General features: G+C 68.7%; 19 protein-coding genes and 1 pseudogene. 12 read left to right on the forward strand and 8 right to left on the reverse strand.

Translation table 11 applies throughout. The features are described 5' to 3' along the window. Positions 1–10 precede the first annotated feature (10 nt). From C441_RS16545 to ddh, 3 genes are all read left to right on the forward strand, one after another. Positions 11–1,252, forward strand: coding sequence for an NUDIX domain-containing protein (locus C441_RS16545; RefSeq protein WP_007276122.1), 1,242 nt, complete (start codon positions 11–13; stop codon positions 1,250–1,252). A gap of 276 nt (positions 1,253–1,528) precedes the next feature. Next, positions 1,529–2,026, forward strand: coding sequence for a DUF3179 domain-containing (seleno)protein (locus C441_RS19245; protein ID WP_007276123.1), 498 nt, complete (start codon positions 1,529–1,531; stop codon positions 2,024–2,026). 136 nt (positions 2,027–2,162) lie between these two features. Then, on the forward strand, positions 2,163–3,089 hold the full coding sequence (gene ddh, locus C441_RS16555) for a D-2-hydroxyacid dehydrogenase (RefSeq protein WP_007276124.1): 927 nt from the start codon (positions 2,163–2,165) through the stop codon (positions 3,087–3,089). A 36-nt stretch (positions 3,090–3,125) separates the two neighbouring features. Here the strand turns inward: ddh and engB are convergent, their stop codons facing one another. Both engB and C441_RS16565 read right to left on the reverse strand, forming a co-directional pair. Next, positions 3,126–3,743 carry a GTP-binding protein EngB gene (engB, locus tag C441_RS16560; protein WP_007276125.1) on the reverse strand — a complete coding sequence of 206 codons (618 nt, stop codon included), beginning with the start codon at positions 3,741–3,743 and terminating at the stop codon, positions 3,126–3,128. A 139-nt stretch (positions 3,744–3,882) separates the two neighbouring features. Continuing rightward, complete coding sequence (locus C441_RS16565; protein ID WP_004967422.1) at positions 3,883–4,215, reverse strand: DUF7344 domain-containing protein; 333 nt, start codon at positions 4,213–4,215, stop codon at positions 3,883–3,885. A 478-nt stretch (positions 4,216–4,693) separates the two neighbouring features. Between C441_RS16565 and C441_RS16570 the strand changes: the two genes are divergently transcribed. The 4 genes and pseudogenes from C441_RS16570 to C441_RS16585 all read left to right on the forward strand — a co-directional run bounded on the left by C441_RS16570 (position 4,694) and on the right by C441_RS16585 (position 8,341). After that, positions 4,694–5,356 (forward strand): helix-turn-helix domain-containing protein, encoded by a 663-nt coding sequence (locus C441_RS16570; RefSeq protein WP_004967423.1) that lies wholly within the window; start codon positions 4,694–4,696, stop codon positions 5,354–5,356. Between the two features lie 85 nt (positions 5,357–5,441). After that, positions 5,442–6,164 carry a 5-formyltetrahydrofolate cyclo-ligase gene (locus C441_RS16575; protein WP_007276126.1) on the forward strand — a complete coding sequence of 241 codons (723 nt, stop codon included), beginning with the start codon at positions 5,442–5,444 and terminating at the stop codon, positions 6,162–6,164. Positions 6,165–6,206: 42 nt separating this feature from the next. After that, positions 6,207–7,510: pseudogene (locus C441_RS16580) on the forward strand (TIGR00341 family protein). A gap of 90 nt (positions 7,511–7,600) precedes the next feature. Further along, the gene (locus C441_RS16585) at positions 7,601–8,341 is read left to right on the forward strand and encodes an SIMPL domain-containing protein (RefSeq protein WP_007276127.1); all 741 of its coding nucleotides are present in this window, start codon (positions 7,601–7,603) and stop codon (positions 8,339–8,341) included. A gap of 143 nt (positions 8,342–8,484) precedes the next feature. Here the strand turns inward: C441_RS16585 and C441_RS16590 are convergent, their stop codons facing one another. Further along, positions 8,485–9,462 (reverse strand): NOG1 family protein, encoded by a 978-nt coding sequence (locus C441_RS16590; protein ID WP_004967427.1) that lies wholly within the window; start codon positions 9,460–9,462, stop codon positions 8,485–8,487. A 225-nt stretch (positions 9,463–9,687) separates the two neighbouring features. Here C441_RS16590 and C441_RS16595 point away from each other — a divergent pair, with 225 nt between their 5' ends. After that, positions 9,688–10,050, forward strand: coding sequence for a DUF5518 domain-containing protein (locus C441_RS16595; protein WP_007276128.1), 363 nt, complete (start codon positions 9,688–9,690; stop codon positions 10,048–10,050). A 61-nt stretch (positions 10,051–10,111) separates the two neighbouring features. Here C441_RS16595 and C441_RS16600 read toward each other — a convergent pair whose 3' ends face one another. Beyond that, positions 10,112–10,609 carry a DUF367 family protein gene (locus C441_RS16600; RefSeq protein ID WP_004967429.1) on the reverse strand — a complete coding sequence of 166 codons (498 nt, stop codon included), beginning with the start codon at positions 10,607–10,609 and terminating at the stop codon, positions 10,112–10,114. 120 nt (positions 10,610–10,729) lie between these two features. Between C441_RS16600 and C441_RS16605 the strand changes: the two genes are divergently transcribed. Next, positions 10,730–11,083 (forward strand): nuclear transport factor 2 family protein, encoded by a 354-nt coding sequence (locus C441_RS16605; protein ID WP_007276129.1) that lies wholly within the window; start codon positions 10,730–10,732, stop codon positions 11,081–11,083. Positions 11,084–11,150: 67 nt separating this feature from the next. On the opposite strand, the gene serS is transcribed toward C441_RS16605, so the two are convergent. The 3 genes from serS to C441_RS16620 form a co-directional block, all read right to left on the reverse strand. Beyond that, positions 11,151–12,536: a serine--tRNA ligase gene (serS, locus tag C441_RS16610; RefSeq protein WP_007276130.1), complete on the reverse strand. Its 1,386-nt coding sequence runs from the start codon at positions 12,534–12,536 to the stop codon at positions 11,151–11,153. Positions 12,537–12,643: 107 nt separating this feature from the next. Beyond that, positions 12,644–14,212, reverse strand: coding sequence for an SLC13 family permease (locus tag C441_RS16615; protein WP_007276131.1), 1,569 nt, complete (start codon positions 14,210–14,212; stop codon positions 12,644–12,646). Between the two features lie 140 nt (positions 14,213–14,352). Then, positions 14,353–14,613 carry a hypothetical protein gene (locus tag C441_RS16620; RefSeq protein ID WP_049920657.1) on the reverse strand — a complete coding sequence of 87 codons (261 nt, stop codon included), beginning with the start codon at positions 14,611–14,613 and terminating at the stop codon, positions 14,353–14,355. A gap of 83 nt (positions 14,614–14,696) precedes the next feature. Here C441_RS16620 and C441_RS16625 point away from each other — a divergent pair, with 83 nt between their 5' ends. The 3 genes from C441_RS16625 (at position 14,697) to C441_RS16635 (ending at position 19,749) form a co-directional block, all read left to right on the forward strand. Further along, positions 14,697–15,605, forward strand: a complete 909-nt coding sequence (locus C441_RS16625) for an MBL fold metallo-hydrolase (protein WP_007276133.1) — start codon at positions 14,697–14,699, stop codon at positions 15,603–15,605. Positions 15,606–15,705: 100 nt separating this feature from the next. Next, the gene (locus C441_RS16630) at positions 15,706–17,712 is read left to right on the forward strand and encodes an AMP-dependent synthetase/ligase (RefSeq protein ID WP_007276134.1); all 2,007 of its coding nucleotides are present in this window, start codon (positions 15,706–15,708) and stop codon (positions 17,710–17,712) included. 129 nt (positions 17,713–17,841) lie between these two features. Beyond that, positions 17,842–19,749: a cation:proton antiporter domain-containing protein gene (locus tag C441_RS16635; protein WP_007276135.1), complete on the forward strand. Its 1,908-nt coding sequence runs from the start codon at positions 17,842–17,844 to the stop codon at positions 19,747–19,749. 52 nt (positions 19,750–19,801) lie between these two features. Here the strand turns inward: C441_RS16635 and C441_RS20060 are convergent, their stop codons facing one another. Next, positions 19,802–19,972: a hypothetical protein gene (locus tag C441_RS20060; protein ID WP_007276136.1), complete on the reverse strand. Its 171-nt coding sequence runs from the start codon at positions 19,970–19,972 to the stop codon at positions 19,802–19,804. Between the last annotated feature and the right edge of the window lie 75 nt (positions 19,973–20,047).

The following is a 20,047-nucleotide window of genomic DNA, read 5'->3' on the forward strand; positions in this document are numbered from 1 at the left end:
AAGTCAGGATATGCCACACGTCGTCACCGTCTTCCTCCGACACGGCGGCCGCGTCCTCCTCGCCCGGCGGAGCGAGGCGGTCGGAACGTATCAGGGTCGCTGGGCCGGCGTCTCCGGCTACGTCGAGGGCGACCCCGCCGACGCCGAGCGCGACGCCCGGCGCGAACTCGCCGAGGAGGTCGGCGTCCGCGAGGCCGACGCGGACCTCGTCCGCGCGGGAGCACCCCTCCCCGTTTCCGACGGGGGCCGCGAGTGGACCGTCCACCCGTTCCTGTTCGACGCGGGGAGCCGCGACGTCGACACCAACGAGGAACTCGCCGCGGTCGAGTGGGTCCACCCGACCGCGATTCGAAAGCGCGAGACGGTCCCCGGACTGTGGGCGGCCTACCGCCGGGTCGCGCCCGCGGTCGAGACCGTCGCCGGCGACGAGACCCACGGCTCGGCGTGGGTTTCGCTCCGGGCGCTGGAGGTCCTGCGCGACGCCGCCGCCGAGGCGGACTCGCGGGACGCAGTCGCGTCGGTCGCCCGGCGACTCCGCGACGCGCGCCCGACCATGGCCGCCGTCGAGAACCGCGTCAACCGCGTGATGGCCGAATCGGACTCCGAGCCCGAATCGGTTCGCCGCCGCGCCGAGGCGGCTATCGACGACGCGGCGGAAGCGGACGACGCGGCGGCCGCCTGCGCCGCCGAACTCGTCGGAGAACGCGGCTACGACCGACTCGCAACCCTCTCGCGGTCGGGGACGGTCCTCGCGGCGCTCGAAGCCACCGAGGCCGCCGACGCCGCCGTCCTCGTCGCCGAGTCTCGACCGGGCGGCGAGGGCGTCGGCGTCGCGGAGCGCCTCGCCCGCGACGGGCGAGACGTGACGCTGACCACCGACGCGGCGCTCCCCGGACTCGTCATGGCTGGGGAGGCCGCCGCCGTCCTCCTCGGGGCCGACGCGGTGCTCGCGTCCGGCGGCGTCGTCAACAAGGTCGGAAGCCTCCCCGTCGCGCTCGCGGCCGCCCGCGCCGGCGTGCCCGTCTTCGCCGTCTGCGCCCGCGACAAGGTTCGCGGCGACGACCGGTTCGTCGGCGAGAACGCGGGAGAACTGTACGACGGCGAGGCCGCGATAGGGACCGAAAACCCGATTTTCGAGGTCGTTCCCGCGGACCCGCTCTCGGGCGTCGTCACCGAGTCGGGCGTGCTGGACGCCGACGGAGTCGAGGCGGTCGCGGCCGAGCACGCCGCGCTGGCGGCGTGGGACGACTGAGGCGGGGCGCACCCCCCCACCGACATCACCACTCGGCGGGGCGAAAAGGGTGGATTCTTGAGCGTCCGCCCCGGACTCCGACTCGGTGGCGATGACGAAGGTTACCCCCACTCAGCCCCTTGTGATGATAGATTTCACCCGAGCCACCAACTACTGACGACCCGGCGTCCGGTCCGACCGTATCTCACCCCACAGAGCGTCGCAAACGCCGAAATGGGGCATCGAACACCCCGACTTCGAGCTAGCTATTTCGCGTCAAACGACCAATATAGAGGTATGTACCGCCGCACGTTTCTCGGAGTCGCGAGCGGGGCGGCCGCCGGACTCGCGGGCTGTACCGAAGGGAGCGTGCGGCCGCCGAAGGCCGGTCCCGCGCCGGGGAACCCCGACCCGGTCGTCGCGCAGGGGTTCCCGAAGACGGTGTGTAGCGCGCCGCCGAACCCCGTCGACGGCGCGCCGACGACGTTCCTCGTCTCGGGGCAACTGTGGCAACCGCCGGCGACCCGCGGCTTCACGAGCGCCGCCGAGGGGCGGGTGTTCGGCGCGTCGGTCCTGACCGGCGACACCGAGCTCCGAAACGCCGCGAACCTCGTGCTCTACGACGAGGCGACCGGAAGCTACTGGAGCCAACTGCTGGCGACGGGTATCTGTGTCCCGCAGTCCGGCGAGGAACTGGCGGTGCTCCCGTCGTCGGTGACGACGTGGGCCGAGTGGCGCGCCGACCAGCCAGACACGGACGTGCTCCTGCCGCCGCCGTGGTCGGAGACGACGTAAGGGCGGGGGCAGAGGCCAGACGGTAGAGACCGGACGACAGAAACCGGGCACCCGAAAATCGGACGCCGGTCGCCCGAAACCGGCCACCCGCGCCGAAGGCGCAACTTCCTTCGTGAGCCGCCGCGACCCCTCGGCCATGCACATCGAACGCATCGCGGTCGACGAGTCGGTCGGGCGGACGATGCCGCCGGGACTGTTCGCCGAGGCGCTTTCGGGCCACGGCGTCCCCGTCGAGCGCGTCGGCGACGGCGAGGAGTTCGGGCCGGGCGACGCGGTCGCCACGTTCGGCCACAGAGACGCCTTCGTCGACGCCGACTGGGTCCACTGCGTCCGCGCCGGCTACGACGAGTTCCCCGTCGCCGACTACGAGGCCGCCGGCACGGCGCTCACGAACAGCACCGGCGTCCACGGGACCACGGTCGGCGAGACGGTCGTCGCCTATATGCTGACGCTCGCCCGCCGCCTCCACGCCTACCGCGACGCCCAGCGCGACCGCGAGTGGAATCTCCCGCGCTACACGGAGCCGTTCACCCTCGACGGCGAGCGCGTCTGCGTCGTCGGCCTCGGCACGCTCGGACGGGGCGTCGTCAACCGCGCGGCCGCCCTCGGCATGGAGGTCGTCGGTGTCCGGCGCTCCGGCGACTCGGTCGAGAACGTCTCGACGGTGTTCACGCCCGACCGACTGCACGAGGCCGTCGCCGACGCCCGGTTCGTCGTGCTGGCGATGCCGCTGACCGAGGAGACGGAAGGCATGGTCGCCGCGCCGGCGTTCGAGGCGATGCGCGGGGACGCCTACCTCGTGAACGTCGCGCGCGGCCCCGTCGTCGACGAGGACGACCTCGTGGCGGCGCTCGACGCCGGCGACATCGCGGGCGCGGCGCTCGACGTGTTCGCCGAGGAACCGCTCCCCGCGGAGTCGCCGCTGTGGGACTTCGACGAGGTGCTCGTCACGCCGCACGTGAGCGCCGCGACGGGGAACTACCACGAGGACATCGCGGCGCTCGTGGGAGAGAACGTCGAGAAGATAGCCGCCGGCGACCCGCTCACGAACCGCGTGGCGTGAGGGTCGGCACGGAACACAGCACCGGCCGCGCCTCGCTCAGAGGAACTTGAACAGGTCGTCGCGGCTCTGTTCGTGGAGGTGCGACCGCAGGGCCTCTTCGAGGGCCGAGATGTCGCCGCGCTTGGCCGTGATGGGCGCGACCACGTTCCGCCACTGCTTCCACGGCGGGAACAGCCCGAGGCGGTCACAGAGGTCGTTCAGGCGCTCGTCGCGGTCGTCGACCTTGTCCATCTTGTTGACCGCGACCACGGTCGGGATGTCGAGTTCGTCGAGGAAGAAGAACATCTCCACGTCGTGGGGGATGGAGTCCTCGGTGGTGTGGCGGTCGATGATGTCGATGACGCTTTTCCCGTCGACGACGAGGACCGCCGCGAGGATGTCGTCGGCGTGCTCCTCGATGTACTGGACGACGTCGGTCTTGATTGCCTCGCGGGTGTCGCGGTCGACGCCGGACATGAAGCCGAACCCGGGCAGGTCGGTGAACATGAACTTCTCCGCGTTCCAGTCGAAGTGGTTGGGCTTGCGGGTGACGCCGGGCTTCTTGCCCGTCGTGAACTTGCTGTGACCCGTCAGCTCTCGCATCAGCGTCGACTTCCCCACGTTCGACCGCCCGACGAGGACGATTTCGTCGCGGTCCGGTCGGTCTTCGAACATACCGATGGTTCGCCACCGCGACGGATAAGGTGGGCGGAATGGGCTCACCGCCGGCGGCGTCACCGTCGAAAAGAATCACGTCTCCGGGCGAGTCGCCCCCACGGCGACTCGCCGACGACGCGTGAATGAAGCGGCCGCGTCAGTCACAGCCGCCGGCCGATAGCTCGCCCGCGTCCTCGTCGAGAAATCGCAACAGCGGCTCGATTTCGTCGAATCGAGGGCCGCAGGCGACGGAACCGCGACGACGGTTCCACTCGACGAAGCCCGCGTCGGCGAGTTTCGGCAGATGAACGTGGAACAGTTCCACCTTCAGTCGGTCGCGGTCGCGGCCGCCACCACCGGCCGCGTCCCGCGTTGCCGCGTCGAGGCGCGCGCGTCGCCGTCGGCGCAGGCCCATCAGCAACCGTCGCCGATGGACGTTTCCGAGAGCGTCGAACGCCTCGTCGAGGCGGGGGGGCGCCGCGGCTACCATCAGCGCAACCCCCGTCGGGTCCCAACGGGCGTCGCGCGACGGGCGCGAGACGCCGAGGTAACGCGTCTCCCGCGAGTCGCCGGACGGTCGCGCTCCGGGCACCCGGCGAGCACCACCCGATACCGGTACCGTCGAGAGCGCGACCAGTCAATCACACGTCCGCACACCTCTGCGCCGTCGCGGCGCGTCTGGACGGCGTACGGCTGTCGATGTCTGTGTGTGTTCACAACTACGTCCCCCGAGAGTGCATAGCTAGCAAGCCAGATTCTCTTTCTGCTTTCACAGTCCGGTCATTGAAGTAGTGCATCCGGGAACCGACGTTACATGTTATGAACCGAATCTGGTCACGAACGGGTTCTATCGGCCGAAATGCTAGCGGAAGCGGGTGAATTCCGGCGTTCGAGCGCCGCTTTCGGTCGCTCATGGAACTCGACTGACACGGGAGTTCAATACGGCGGCCGCTGAAAGACAGCCAGTAATGGCCGTAGTCGTCGAGTTGACCATCGACTCAGAGAGCTTCGACCTCGGGAGGGTCACCGCCGTCTCGAACGGCATCCACATCGAGCTAGAGCGCGTCGTCCCGACCGGCGGCGAGGTCATGCCGTTCTTCTGGGCGCACGGCACCGACTTCGAGGCGTTCGAGCGCGCCGTCCGGCACAACCGCATCGTCGACGACCTGACGGCGGTGGCCCGCATCGAAGACCGGGTGCTGTACAAAGTCAACTGGGGTGGGACCACGTCGAGTCTGACTCGGATACTCACCGACAGCGAGGCGACGATTCTCGAAGCCCACGGCAACGACCCGTGGCTGTTCCGCCTCCGGTTCAACGACCACACCGGGTTGACCGAGTTCCACAACCGCTGTCAGGACGAGGAGATCGAGTTCCACGTCGAACGCATCTACACCCTCGCGGAGGGCGAACCGGGCGTCTACAACTTCGACATCACCAACGAACAACAGGAGGCGCTCGTCACCGCCGTCTCTGAGGGCTACTTCAAGGTCCCCCGTCAGACCACGCTCAACGAGGTGGCCGACCGACTCGGAATCAGCCCGCAGGCCGCCTCCGAGCGCGTCCGCCGCGGGGCCGACACCGTCCTGCGGAAGGTGCTGTTGTCGCAGTCGGCGTCCGACTTCTCGTAGCCGGGGACTGCGCGCGACGACGGGAACCGCTCGCGGCCCGAGCGGGGGAGCTATTGGCCCGGCGCGAGTACGCGACGGCGACGCGATGGACAAAGCGACGCTCCGAACGACGGTGTGGGACGACCTCGAATCGTCGGGCGCGGCCCGGTTTCCCTTCCCGCCGCACGGCCGCATCCCGAACTTCGCCGACGCGACGGCGGCCGCCGAGCGACTGGCGGCGACGCCCGAGTGGGCCGCCGCCGACGCGGTGAAAGCCAACCCGGACGCCCCGCAACTCCCCGTCAGGCGGCGGGCGCTCCGCGAGGGGAAGACCGTCTACATGGCCGTCCCGCGGCTCCGCGACGAGGAGTGTTTCTACGAACTCGACCCCGCTCGCATCGACGACGACGACCTCGACAGCGCGCCGACCGTCTCGCACGTCGAGACCTACGCCGACAAAGTCGGCCCCGACGCCCTCCCGCCCATCGACCTCGTCGTCTCGGGGTCGGTCGCCGCCTCCGAGGCGGGCGCTCGCGTCGGAAAGGGCGAGGGGTTCAGCGACCTCGAATACGCGGTGTTGCGGGGGCTGAGAGCCGTCTCCGCGGAGACGACCGTGGCGACGACGGTCCACGAGCGACAGGTCCGCGACGACCTGCCCGAGCCGGACGCCCACGACGTGCCGATGGACCTCGTCGTCACCCCCGAGCGGCTGGTCCGAACCGAGACCCCGTACCCCCGACCCGAGGGCATCGACTGGGACGCGCTCCCCGACGAGCGTCTCGACGAGATGCCCGTCCTCCGGCGGTTGCGCGACGAGTCGGACGCGTAGCCGAGCCCCTGCTTATTTCACCGCCCGGACCGACGTGAGGCCGTGCGACTCGTACAGGTGTTGGTGCCGACCGGCAAGCGCGAGGCCGTCCTGCGGACGCTCGACGAGGAGGGCGTGGACTACGCCGTCTCCGAGGAGACCTCGGGACGGGACTTCGTCGCCGTCGTCACCTTCCCGGTCCCCAAGGAGGCCGTCGAACCGGTGTTGGCGCGGCTCCGCGAGGCGGGCGTCGAGCGCGACGCCTACACCGTCGTCGTCGCCGCCGAGACGGTCGCGTCGAAGCGGTTCGACCAGCTCCGCGAGCAGTACGAGGAAGACGAGGAGAACGGCGACCGCATCGCCCGCGAGGAACTGGCCTCCAAGGCCGCCGAACTCGCGCCGTCGGTGCCGACGTACGTGCTCATGACGGCCATCTCGGCGCTCGTCGCCACCGCGGGCCTGCTTCTCGACTCGCCGGCCGTGGTCGTCGGCTCGATGGTCATCGCCCCGCTCGTCGGCCCCGCGATGTCCGCGAGCGTCGGCACCGTCGTCGACGACGACGAGATGTTCGCCCGCGGGGTTCGCCTGCAGGCGCTCGGCGGCCTCCTCGCGGTCGGCGCGGCCGCCGTCTTCGCCTTCCTGCTCAGGCAGACCGGGCGGTCCCGCTGTCGCCGGCTGAGGTGCTGTCGATTCCCGAGGTTGACGAGCGCCTCGCGCCCGACGTGCTGTCGCTCGTCATCGCGCTCGGCGCGGGGGCGGCGGGCGCGATTTCGCTCTCCTCGGGCGTCTCGACCGCGCTCGTCGGCGTCATGATAGCCGCCGCGTTGGTCCCGCCGACCGCCGTCGTCGGCATCGGCATCGCGTGGGGCGCGCCCGAGGCCGTCGTCGGCTCGGCCATCCTCGTCCTCGTCAACATCCTCTCCGTCAACTTCGTCGCCATCGGCGTCCTCTGGCGACAGGGCTACCGACCCGAGCGCTGGATTCGCCGCGACGAGGCCCGCCGGGCCGCCTTCTTCCGCATCGCCGTCATCGGGGTCGGACTGCTCGTGCTCTCGTCGTTCCTCGGCGCGGTCACCTACACGACCTACCGGAACGCCGACTTCCAGACCGACGCGCGCGACGCCGTCGAAGACGCGCTGTCGGACACCGACGCGCGACTGCTGTCGATGGAACTGCAGTACGACAGCGGCCCGCTCCAGGAGCCGGAGGGTATCGTCGTGACCGTCGGCTACGACCCGGCGTCGGACCCCCCGGTGGTCGAACGCGAACTCACGAGGCGGGTGAACGCCGTCGCCCCCGAACCGCTGTCGCCGTGGGGGGCGAGCGAAATCGACGTGCAGGTGCGCTACGTCGCCGTCGTGGAGTAGCGCGGCGACGATTCTGTCACCCGTTTCGAAGGCTACAGTCGCTCTTTGTCTCTAGCGCGGCTTGAATAGCTGAACCCGCGTATGCTGGGTATGCAACGACGCACGATTGCACCGATACTCCTCGTCGGCCTCGTCCTCCTCGCGGGCTGTCTCTCGGCACCCCTGCAGGCGACGACCGACGGGGGCGCAGACGCGACGAACGCGACGAACGCGACGACCATCTCCGCGACCGGCACCGGTGAGGTGACCGCCGACGCCGACCTCGCCGTGGTCTCTCTCGCCGTGACGACCACCGCCGACTCGGCCGACGACGCCCGCGGCACCGTCGCCGACGACGTGGCCGCAGTCCGCGCCGCCCTCACCGGCGCCGGCGTCGCCGAGGACGCCATCCAGACGACCGGCTTCAACATCTACCCCGAGTACGACTACAGCGGACAGGAGCGCGAACTCCTCGGCTACCGCGCCACCCACACCCTCCGCGTCGAGGTCGCCCCCGACCGCGCCGGCGAGGTCATCGACCTCGCGGTCGGTGCCGGTGCCAGCGAAATCCGCGGCGTCGCCTTCACGCTCTCCGACGAGAAGCGCGCCGAACTCCGCGAGGAGGCCCTGACCCGCGCCGTCGGCTCCGCGAAGGCCGACGCCGACGCGGTCGCCAGCGCCTCGGGCCTGACCGTCGCGGGCGTCCACACCGCCACCGTCGGCGGGAGCGCCTCGCCCGGCCCGTACCCGGTCGCCTACGCCGAGGACGCCGCCCGCGGCGGTTCGACCGAACTCTCGCCCGGCCCCGTGACCGTCTCGGCGACCGTCCAGATGGTCTACGAAGCCGAGTAAGCGCCCGCGCCCCGCTACCGAACTCGCGGTTCGCGGTTCGACCACCCCGCGTCCTCGTTCTCCGACACTCACCCCGTAGCCGCGGCTCTCTCCGCTTGCGGCGTGACGAAAACGACGGAACCCGAAAATCCGCGTCGGTTCGATTACTCGTTGCGCGACGGCGGGATGTCGGGTTCGAACCCGATGGCCTCGACCGCGGCGTCGAGGACGGCCTCGACGTTCTCGCCTGTCTCGACGCTCATGTAGAGGTCGGCCTCCATGTCCGTCGAGCGGTCGCTTTTGTTACAGACGGTGAGGACGGGGATGTCGCGCTCTTCGAAGCGCGCTTTCACGGCGTCGCGGAGTTCGAGCTGTGACTCGATGGGGTAGCCGCACGCCCCGCTGGCGTCGGCGACGAAGATGACGGCGTCCGCGAGGTGTTCGAGGGCGCTCACGGCCTGTCGCTCGATGTCGTTGCGCTCGTCTTCCGGGCGGTCGAGCAGTCCCGGCGTGTCGATAATCTGGTAGCGGATGCGGTCGCGGTCGAAGTGCCCGATTTGGACGCCCTTCGTCGTGAAGGGGTAGCGGGCGATTTCGTTCGACGCGCGGGTCACGTCGTTGACGAACGAGGACTTGCCGACGTTCGGATAGCCGGCGACGACGATTGCCGGTTCGTCCGGGCGGATGTCGGGGAGGTCCTTCAGGGCGTCGCGGGCCTCGCCGATGCGGAGCAGGTCGTCTTCGACCTCCTCGACGACGCTCGCCATGCGGGCGAACGCCTGCTTTCGGTGCTTTCGCGCGAGGTCCGCGTCGGTCTTGCGGAGCTTCGGCTGGTACTCGCGAGCGATGTTGTCGACCTGCCGGGAGGCCCACATCACTTCCGAGAGGCTCTTTCGAACCTCGTCGACGTCGACGATGGCGTCGGCGAGTTCGTAGTAGAAGGGGTCGACCGTCCCGAAGTCGGGCCACTCGACGACGACGTTTTCGAGGTTGTCCGAGAGGATGTTCGACGCCGTCTGGAGCATCGACTGCTGAGCCTCCAACTTGTTCTGCTTCGCTCGCCCCGTGCGCGCGGCCCGCGAGAAGGCCTTGTCGATGAGTTCGTCCGACCGGGGCGTGGTCGGGAGAGACTCGAAAATCATTGCAGTCCGCTACATGGCCGAGCCGTAAAAGCGCGTCCGTTTGGGGCTCGGCGCTTCGAGCGGGGGATTCGCCGTGCAGGTCTCCCGCACGGTTCGACCGGAAGCGAAGGGGTCGCGGGCGACCGACGCGCGGGCGCTGACGGACGCGAACGGACGCGGACCGCCAAACCGTCAACCCCCGCGACCGCCACGAAGTTCTTGCCCGCCCGCGGCCTACCTCGACGCATGACTGACTGGAAAGCGGTCGCCGTCGGCTTCGTCGTCATCGTCGTCGTCGGCACGGGCGGGCTCGCGCTCCCCGTCGTCGGCCAAATCGGCGCGGGCCTGCTCGGCGGCTTCGCGGCGGGCTACCTCGCGGGCGGCACGCTCGGCAACGGCGCGTGGAACGGCCTCGTCGCGGGCTCTATCTCGGGTATGGTCGTGACGCTCCTCGCGGCGCTCCTCGGGAGTCTCCTCGGACTCGCCGGCGGCCCGCTGGGCGGACTCCTCGGCGGCGTCGGCGTCCTCGTCGCGGGCGTCATCTTGACGCTCGTCTTCGCTATCGACAGCGCCATCGCCGGGGCCGTCGGCGCGTGGGTGAAAAGCTGAGGCTGAGCTGAATCTGAGGCTGAGCTGAATCTGAGGCTGAGGTCGAGGGGCGTCGAAACGACTACTCGCCGCGTTCGAGGTACTCCCGTTGAATCTCGACGACCTCGGTCGAGTCCGCGCACTCCGAGTACCGGCGGAGCGGCTCCTCGTTGAGTTCGAGGAACGTGTGCCCCCAGTTGAACTTCGAGAGCACGTCTTCGGCCCGCGTTTTCTCGCCGAAGATGACGAGCGCGGCGGCTATCGCCTCGACCGTCGTCAACTGCATCGGGCGGCCGAAGTTCACGGGGTTGGCGGCGACGAGATACGGGAGCGCGCGGTGCTCGCCGGGGAGCGAGAACATGGCCTCGCCGGCCGACTCCCACGAGCAGTCGAGCGCGACGAGCGCGCCCGTGTCCGCGTCGGCGGGGGACAGCGCCCTGTCGGCGTGGGGGTTGAGCACGACGCCGTAGGGGGTCTCGCGGTCGGAGCCGTGGAGGGCGGCCATGTCGAAGCGTTCGAGCTTCTTCGCCGTGCACTTCTTCGGGTCGTCGTCGCCCTCGTATCGAACGTGCAGGTCCACAGCCGCGGTACGCGGCTGGCCGAGAAAAGCGTCCCGAACGCGGCGTCGGCGCGCGCGACTCGGTCGAGGGGCGAGGCGAACCGGCGTCGGATACTTCCCGCCAGCCGACGAAGGGAGAGCGTGCATCCCGACGCGACGTATCTGGCCCGGCAGTACTACACGGCGCTCGACCACCACGGATACGAGATGCTTCGGAACCTCCTCGAACCGGAATTCGTCCAGCACCGCGGCGACATGACGCTCACGGGGCGCGAGGAGTTCGTCTCGTTCATGCGGGACGACAGGCCGCAAAAGGACACGCGACACGTCATCGAGCGCTACATCCAGTCGAAGTCCGACGACGAAATCGTCGTCCGCGGCCATCTCGAAGACCGCGACGGCGACGAGCTGTTCGTCTTCCTCGACCGGTTTCGGGCGCGCGACGGGAAGCTCTCGGAGCTGAAGACGTTCGTCAAGTCGTCGACGGCGAACTGACGGCGCGAGTCGCGGGAGACAAAGAGAGTGAGAAGCGAAAAGCGCGGTGGCGGCGCGGGTCGGTCGCTCAGTCCTTCTTGCCGGCACCGACCGCGGCCTCGCCGACCGGCTCGTGGCCCTCGATGACCTCGCGGCCGCCCATGTAGGGCTGGAGCGGTTCGGGCACGTCGACCGTGCCGTCCTCGTTTTGGTAGTATTCGAGGAGCGCGACCATGACGCGGCCGACGGCCGTGCCCGACGCGTTGAGCGTGTGGAGGTACTCCGCCGACTCGTGGCGCTCGGGGCGGTACCGGAGGCCGGCGCGGCGCGCCTGGAAGTCCTCGAAGTTCGAGGCCGACGACACTTCGAGCCAGCGGCCGCCGAGGTCCTCGGGGCCGTCCTCGGACTCCGTGCCGGGGGCCCACACTTCGAGGTCGTAGGTCTTCGCCGACGCGAAGGTGAGGTCGCCGGTGCAAAGCGAGAGGACGCGGTACGGCAGGCCGAGTCGGTCGAGCACTTCTGCGGCCTCGTCGACGAGCGCTTCGAGCCGGTCGTACGACTCGTCGGGCTCGACGAAGTTGACGAGTTCGACCTTGTTGAACTGGTGGACGCGGACGATGCCGCGGGTCTCGGTGCCGTGTTCGCCCGCCTCGCGCCGGAAGTTCGGCGTGTACGCCTGATGCTTCAGCGGGAGGTCGTCCTTCAGCAGAATCTCGTCGCGGTACATGTTCGTGACCGGGACCTCCGCGGTGGGACAGAGCCACAGGTCGTCGTCGTCGTAGTCCTCGGTCTCCGAGCCGCCGATGCGGTAGGCGTCCTCCGCGAACTTCGGGAGCTGACCGGTGCCCTCCATCGAGGTGGTCTTGACCGGAATCGGCGGGAACAGGTCGACGTACTCCTGTTCGCGGTGCACGTCGAGCATGAACTGCACGAGCGCGTGTTCGAGCATCGCGCCCTCGCCTTTCAGGAAGTAGAAGCCCGAGCCGGTGGTCTTGGCCGCGCGACCCTCGTCGATTATGTCGAGTTCCTCGCCGAGGTCGTAGTGCGGCGTCACCTCGTCGGGAAGCTCGCGGCGGTCGTCGAAGCCGACGCGGCGGACCTCCTCGTTGTCGGCCTCGTCGGCCCCGACGGGAACCGACTCGTGGGGGAGGTTCGGCAGTTCCATGAGCGCCTCGTCGAGCTCCGCTTCGAGCTCGTCGGCGCGGGCTTCGAGCTCCTGGAGCTCCGTCTTGAGCTCGCCCGAACGGTCGATGGCTTCCTGTGCTTCCTCGTCTTTGCCCTCCTGTTTCAGCTGGCCGATTTTCTGGCTGACCTCGTTGCGCTCGTGGCGGAGGTCGTCGCCTTCAGCCTTCAGCGAGCGCCACTCGTCGTACACGTCGAGGACGCGGTCGATGTCCACGCCCTCCATGTTACGGGCGGCGAGCGCGTCGCGAACTCGCTCCGGTTCGTCGCGGAGCAGTTGCCTGTCAATCATTGGACTGTGGTTTCCGGGCGGGCGGGAAAATCGTATCGCATCGCCGAAGAACGGAGGTCGAGACCGCGCGGAGAGGCGTCGGCGAGCGCCGAACGCAGACGCGCCGACTACCAGAGGAACGCCGGCCAGACGAACTGGAAGAGGAACCAGATGAGAATCGTCAGCACGCCGGTCATCACGACGTTGAGGACGGTCCCCGCCCGCATCATGTGCGACTGCTTGATGTGGCCGCTCCCGAAGACGATGGCGTTCGGGGGCGTCGCCACCGGAAGCGCGAAGGCGAACGAGGCGGCGATGGCCCCGCTGACCGCGAGGAACACCGCCGCGGAGACCTCGGTGAGGCCGAGCGTCGCCGCGAAGATGCTCCCGATGCCGATGAGCACGGGAACGATGATCGTCGCCGTCGCGGTGTTCGAGGTCATCTCCGTGAGGAAGATCACCAGAAGCACGATAGCGCCGACGACGAGGATGATGGGCGCGCCGGTCAGAGAGCCGAAGACGGCCTCGGCGAGCCACCGCGTCGCGCCCGTGGAGGCGAACGCGTCGGCCAGCGAGATGCCGCCGCCGAAGAGGAGAATCGTCCCCCAGTCGATGTCGGCCAGCTCGTCCCACTCCATCGTGTCCGCGAGGACGAGCGCCGGGATGGAGACCATCCCGACCATCACGTAGTACAGGAGGCCCTGATGGCCCTCAACGCCGAGGAGCGTCATCCCCTCGCCGGTGCCGAACAGGGTGTTGAACACCGGGTCCGAGAGGACGCCCTCGAACGCGAGATCGAGGCCGCCGACGACCCACAGGCCGGCGGTGGCGGCGAAGATGTACGCGACGCGGCGGCCGCGGGTCGAGAGCGCGCCCTCCTCGGCGAGGTACTCGCGCGCCTGTTCGCGGGCACCCTCCACGTCGTCGACCTCGGGCGGGTAGAACCGGAACGTGAGGAGGTACCAGACGATGGGGAGGGTGATGGCGACGATTGGGAGGCCGACGAGGAGCCACTCGGCGAAGCCGATGTCGTAGCCGAGCAACGCGTTGAGCTGGGTGGCGACGACCGCGTTCGGCGGGGTGCCGATGAGGGTGCCGACTCCGCCGACGCTCGCGGCGTAGGCGGTGCCGAGGAGCGTCGCTATCTGCATGTTCGAAAAGGAGTCCTCAGTAGCGTCGGCCTCGTAGACCTCCTCGCGGCCGAGCACCTGCGCGAGGACGCCGAGCGCGATGGGCGTCATCATCGCCGTCGTCGCGGTGTTCGAGACCCACATCGACAGGAACGCCGTGGCGAGCATGATGGCGAGGATGAGCCGCCGCGGCGACGACCCCATGACGGCCATGAGCCACAGCGCGATGCGGCGGTCGATGTTGTACTTCTGGAGCGCGTTCGCCAGCATGAAACCGGCGATAAAGAGGAAGATGAGGTGGTCGGCGAAGCCGGCGAGCGCCGGGTCGATGTCGCCGTAGACACCGTAGGCCGTGAGCAACACCGGTATCGACAGCGCCGTCACCGCGAGGGGAAGCGCCCCGGACACCCAGAGGGTGCCGGCGAACACCATCGTCGCTAATGCGTACTGCCCCCGCGTCGAAAGCCCCTCCAGCGACGGCCCGAAGGCCAACGCGAGAGACGCGACGAGGGCGAGCGTGAAGACGGCGAATCGTCCGCGAGCAGTCTTTGTAACACCGCGTATCATTGATACACGCTATCTCTAACGATAGTCTTACTTAATTATTTTCAATACGGTAGCGAATGGCGGTATATCGGTGTCGACAGCCGCGTTCCCGTCGGAATCGGGGGACGGAAGCGAGGTTCGGCGTCGCGTCTCGACGCGGTTTAAAACTGTTCGACGAGCGTGCGGACCTGTTCGTCGTCGAGTTCCGCGGCGTACAGCGCGAGCAGGGCGCGTCGGCGCGACCGCGAGAGGCCGCGGCTCCCGGATTCGAGCATGGAGATGTGCGCCTGCATGAGGTCGTCGACGGCGCGCTCGACGGCCCGCTGGTTGTAGCCGGCGGCGACTCTGAGCAGTCGCCACGCCATCGGCGAGACGTCCGCGATGTCGACGTCCGGGAGCGGGTCGCCGCCCTGTTCGGACATGGGGACGGCTTTGCGGTCGCCCGTAATCAACGTGGGGGGTCCGGCGACCGAACGCTTTTCTTTCCCCGAGACGGCCGTCAACTATGGCTATTGGCGACGTCGAACCCGTCCCGGACAGCACGGACCTCTACTACGTCGACACCGGCATGTACGAGGTGGAGAAGTACGGCTCGGTCTACCTCATCGACGCCGAGAAGCCGGCGCTCGTCGACACCGGCATCGCCGCCGACAGGGAGGCGGTCTTCGGGATGCTCGACGAGGTCGGCGTCGACGACCTCGCGTACGTCCTGCCGACGCACGTCCACCTCGACCACGCGGGCGGCGCGGGCTACCTCGCCGAGCGCTACCCCGACGCGACCGTCATGACCCACGAACTCGGCGCGCCGCACCTCGTGGACCCCTCGCGGCTCGTCGAGGGCACGAAGGCGGCCGTCGAAGACCAGTGGCGGTTCTACGACGAGCCGCTCCCAATCGACGAAGATCGCGTCGAGGGCCTCACCGACGGCGACGAAATCGACCTCGGCGACCGGACGCTCACGGTCCACCACGCGCCCGGCCACGCGCCGCATCAGGTGATGTTCCACGACGACGGCGACGACGCGCTTTTCGTCGGCGACGCGCTCGGCATCTGGGAGCCGCGGTCGCGGACGCTCCGACAGACCTCGCCGCCCTCGCAGTTCCACCTCCAGAAGGCGCTCGACGACGTGCGGACCATCGAGGACATCGACCCCGAGACGGTCTGTTTCGGCCACTTCGGACCGAGGCCCTTCGACACCGACCTCGCCGAGAAGTACAAGCGCGTCCTCGTGGAGTGGGTCGAGGCCATCCGCCAGAAGCGCGCGGAACTCGGCGACGACGAGGCCGTCATCGACCACTTCGTCGAGCACACCCAGATGGACGAGGTGTGGGGCGCGCGGAAGGCCCGCGACGAGGAACGTCTGAACACCCGCGGCGTGCTCGGCTACCTCGACTACGTCGGCGACGACGAGTGACGCGACCGGGAGTCGAAATCACCGTTTCCCCGCGGTACCGCGGGCTTTCAACAGACCGCACGTACATAGTTTTTAGATGTTGAATTATTACTAACAGAACATGGACTGGCGGGACGCGGAGGCGGCGTTCGACGACCCGGTCATCGAGCGGTCGACCCTCCCACGGATGTTCGAGGCGAGCGCGTCGCGGAACGCTTCGCGAGTCGCACAGCGATACAAAGGCGGCGTCTACCGGCGGTCGCTGGTCGCCGAGGGCGTCGTCCCGGCGGCTCCCGACGGCGACTTCGCCGACCTGACCTACGAGGAGATGCGGGGCGTCGTCCGCCGCCTCGCGGCCGGGTTTCGCGACCTCGGCATCGAGAGCGGCGACCGGGTGGGCATCCTCTCGCACACGCGCATGGAGTGGGCGCAGACCGACTTCGCGGTCCTCGGCGCGGGCGGCGTCGTCACCACGGTGTACACCTCGTCGTCGGAGCGTCAGGTGCAGTATCTGCTTTCCGACCCCGGGGCGAACGCCGTCGTGGTCGAGAACGAAGAACTACTGGAGCGCGTGCTCGCCATCGAAGACGAGTTGGACCTGCGGTTTATCGTCGTCGTAGACGAGTACGACGGCCGCGACGACCGCGACGACGTGCTGACCCTCGGCGAGCTCTACCGCCGCGGCGAGGGCGTGTACGACGAGGCGGCCGCCGAATCGTGGCTTGACGAGCGCGACCCCGAGGACCTCGCCAGCCTCATCTACACCTCGGGGACGACCGGCCAGCCGAAAGGCGTCCAACTCACCCACTGGAACTTCCGGTCGAACGTCAACGAGAGCTATCGGCGCTTCGGCCCGCGCCCGGACAAAGGCGACACGCCGGTCATCGGTCCCGACGCGGTGACGCTTTCCTTTCTGCCGCTGGCGCACGTCTTCGAGCGCATGGCCGGCCACTTCATGATGTTCGCGGCGGGCGCGACCGTCGCCTACGCCGAGAGCCCCGATACGCTCCGCGAGGACTTCCAGCTCGCCCGGCCGACGGTCGGGACGAGCGTCCCCCGCGTGTACGAGAAGCTCTACGACGCCATTCGGACGCAGGCCAGCGAATCGCCGGCGAAAAAGCGCGTCTTCGAGTGGGCCGTCGGCGTCGGGCAGGCGTACCACACGACCGACGCGCCGGGCTACCTGCTCACCGCGAAACACCGCCTCGCCGACCGCCTCGTGTTCGGGCAGGTGCGCGAGGCGCTCGGCGACAACATCGACTTTTTCATCAGCGGCGGCGGGAGCCTCTCGGCCGAGCTGTGCGCGCTCTACCACGCGATGGGCCTCCCGATTTACGAGGGCTACGGCCTCACCGAGACCTCGCCGGTCATCTCGGTCAACCCCCCCGAAGAGCCGAAAATCGGCACTATCGGCTACCCGCTTCGGACCGTCGAGACGAAACTCGACGCGACCGTCGTCGGCGACCGACTCGGCGACGCGGGCGGCGAGGTGGGCGAACTGCTCGTCCGCGGGCCGAGCGTCACCGAGGGCTACTGGAACGACCCCGAGGAGACCGAGGCGGCGTTCGTCGAGGACGACGAGGCCGAACGCTGGTTCCGCACCGGCGACGTGGTCGAACGCCGGCCCGACGGCTACATCGCGTTCCGCGAGCGCGCCAAGCAGATTCTCGTCCTCTCGACGGGCAAGAACGTCGCGCCCGGGCCCATCGAGGACGCCTTCGCCTCCTCGCCGGTGGTCGAACAGTGCATGGTCCTCGGCGACGGCCGCAAGTTCGTCTCGGCGCTCATCGTCCCCAGTTTCGACGGCCTGCGCGAGTGGGCCGACGAGGAGGGAATCGACCTCCCGGACGACCCGAAGGCCGTCTGCCGCGACGACCGGGTGTACGAGCGCATCGAGGCCGAGGTGGAGGCGGCCAACGAGAACTTCGAGTCCTACGAGCGAATCAAGCAGTTCCGCGTCGTCCCCGAGGAGTTCTCGGAGGGCAACGACCTGATGACGCCGACGATGAAGAAAAAGCGCCGGAACATCCTCGACCGCTACGCCGACGAGGTGTCTCTCATCTACGACGAGGAGCGCCGGGGCGAAACGGAAACGGGGCGGGGCCGCGAACGGGACGCGACCCAGTAAAATATGACAGCCTAAACTTTTTCGGGGGTTTTGCGGACATACGTATCTACAAGACCGCGGGAATACCGCCCGAGATGTATGGTTTTATCTTCCGTCGCCACATGAACCGAATCCATGGAGGCGATATAAGTGGCCGCAGCAGGAGGGGCGAACCTCATCCCGCTCGTCGCCGCGATAATCGGCATCGGCGTGGTCTCGCAGGTGCTCTCGGACCGGTTTCAGGTCCCAAGCGTCGTGTTCCTCATCGCGTCGGGCATCCTGCTCGGCCCGGAGGTCCTCGGCGTCATCTCTCCCGACTCGTTCGGGAACGCACTACAGGCCATCGTCGGTCTCTCGGTCGCCATCATCGTGTTCGAGGGCGCGTTCCACCTTCGAATCGACAAGCTACGGGAAGCGCCGGCCGCGACGTTCCGACTCGTCACCGTCGGGGCGATAATCTCGTTCATCGCGACCGGCGTCGTCGTCCACTACGCGCTCGGCGCGCCGTGGCCGGTGTCGTTCCTCGTGGGCGCGCTCCTCGTCGCGACCGGGCCGACGGTCATCGCGCCGATTCTCGAAGTCGTCCCGGTCCGCGACCGGGTCGGCGCGGCGCTCGACACGGAGGGTATCGTCAACGACGTGACGGCGGCCATCGTCGCCGTCGTCATCTTCGAGGCCATCCTCGAAGGCGTCAGTAGTCCCGACGCTCTCGTGACGCTGTTCGCCGAGCGCCTCGGCGTCGGCGTCATCGTGGGCGCAATCGTCGCCGGGGCGCTGTACTACGCGCTCCGGTACGTCGACCTCTCGCCGGGCAACGCGCCGCAGAACGCGCGCCTGCTCGTCCTCGCCGGCGCGCTCGTGTCTTACGGGGCGGCGGACTACGTCGCCACGGAGGCCGGCATCGCCGCGGTGGCGACCGCCGGCATCCTCCTCGGCAACGCGGACGTGCCGTACGAAGAGGAGATTTCGGCGTTCAAAGGCGACATCACACTCCTCGTGCTGTCGTTCGTCTTCATCGCCCTCGCGGCGCTGTTGGACTTCCAGAACCTCCTGAACCTCGGCGTCGGCGGCCTCGTCGTCGTCGCCGCCGTCGCGCTCGTGATTCGGCCGCTGTTGGTCTTCATCTCGGCCCGCGGCGACCGATTCACGAAAGGAGAGAAGCTCTTCATGAGCTTCGTCGGCCCGCGCGGTATCATCCCCGCGTCCGTGGCCTCGCTGTTCGCTATCGCCCTACAGGAGGAGGCGACGCGGCTGGCGGCCGAGGGAATGGCCCAGCAGGCCGCCGCGCTGAACCAGAGCGCCTCGATTCTCGTCGGCACGGTCTTCCTCGTCATCCTGACGACCGTCGTCTTCGAGGCCGGCCTCGCTCGCCAGATCGCAGAATACCTCGACGTCATCCCAATGCGTGTACTCATCATCGGAGGCGGGAAAGTGGGCCGTGCGCTCGCCGAACGCCTCGCAGACCGCGGAGAGAACGTGGTCCTCATCGAGCAGGACCAAGAAGTAGTCCAGACGGCCCGGAACATGGGCTTTACCGTCCATCACGGCGACGGCGCCGACACGAGCGTCTTACGCTCCGCGGGGGCCGCGAACGCCAAGTTCGTGGTCGCCGCGACCGGCGACGACGACGTGAACCTGCTCGTCGCGCAGTTGGCGAACTCGAAGTTCGAACCCGAGAGCGTCCTCGCGCGGGCGAACAACCCCGATAACGTCGAGGCGTTCGAAGAACTCGGCGTGCGGACCATCTCGTCGACCATCGCCACGGCGCAGGCGCTCGACAACTACATCGAGCGCCCGTCGATGTCGAACTGGATGGGCGAGATCGGCCGCTCCGGCGACGTCCAGGAGGTCGAGGTCACCGCCGAGCGACTCATCGGGCGGACCATCCGCGAAATCGGTCCCGAACTGCCCGACGGCTGTCTCGTCACGCTCGTCTCGCGGAACGGCGACACGACGGTCCCCAACGCGGAGTACACCCTCCAGGAGGGCGACCGCATCACCATCATCGGCGAGCGCGAGGCCGTCCGGGACGCAGAAGAGCTCGTCAACCCCGAGTAACGGCTCTCGCCGCCCGCCGCGCGGTCGAATTTTTCGCGTCGTCCCCGACCGGTCAGCGCCGCGCCCACCGGACGAACACCGTCCAGTAGCCGACGGTGAGCGCGACGAGGACGTACCAGACGGGCGCGCCGAGGTCGGGGCTCGGAGCGACTCCCGCGGAGGCGACCCCCGCGGCCGCCAGCGCCGCGACGCCCCCCGAGAGAACGGCCGTCGTGAGATTCATCACCGGGATACTCTCGACGACCGAAGTATGAACGTGACGAAAGGCGCACGTATATTCGTGAGCGATAGCCGAGGT

It is taken from the genome of Haloferax sulfurifontis ATCC BAA-897, assembly GCF_000337835.1.
Lineage (GTDB): Archaea > Halobacteriota > Halobacteria > Halobacteriales > Haloferacaceae > Haloferax > Haloferax denitrificans.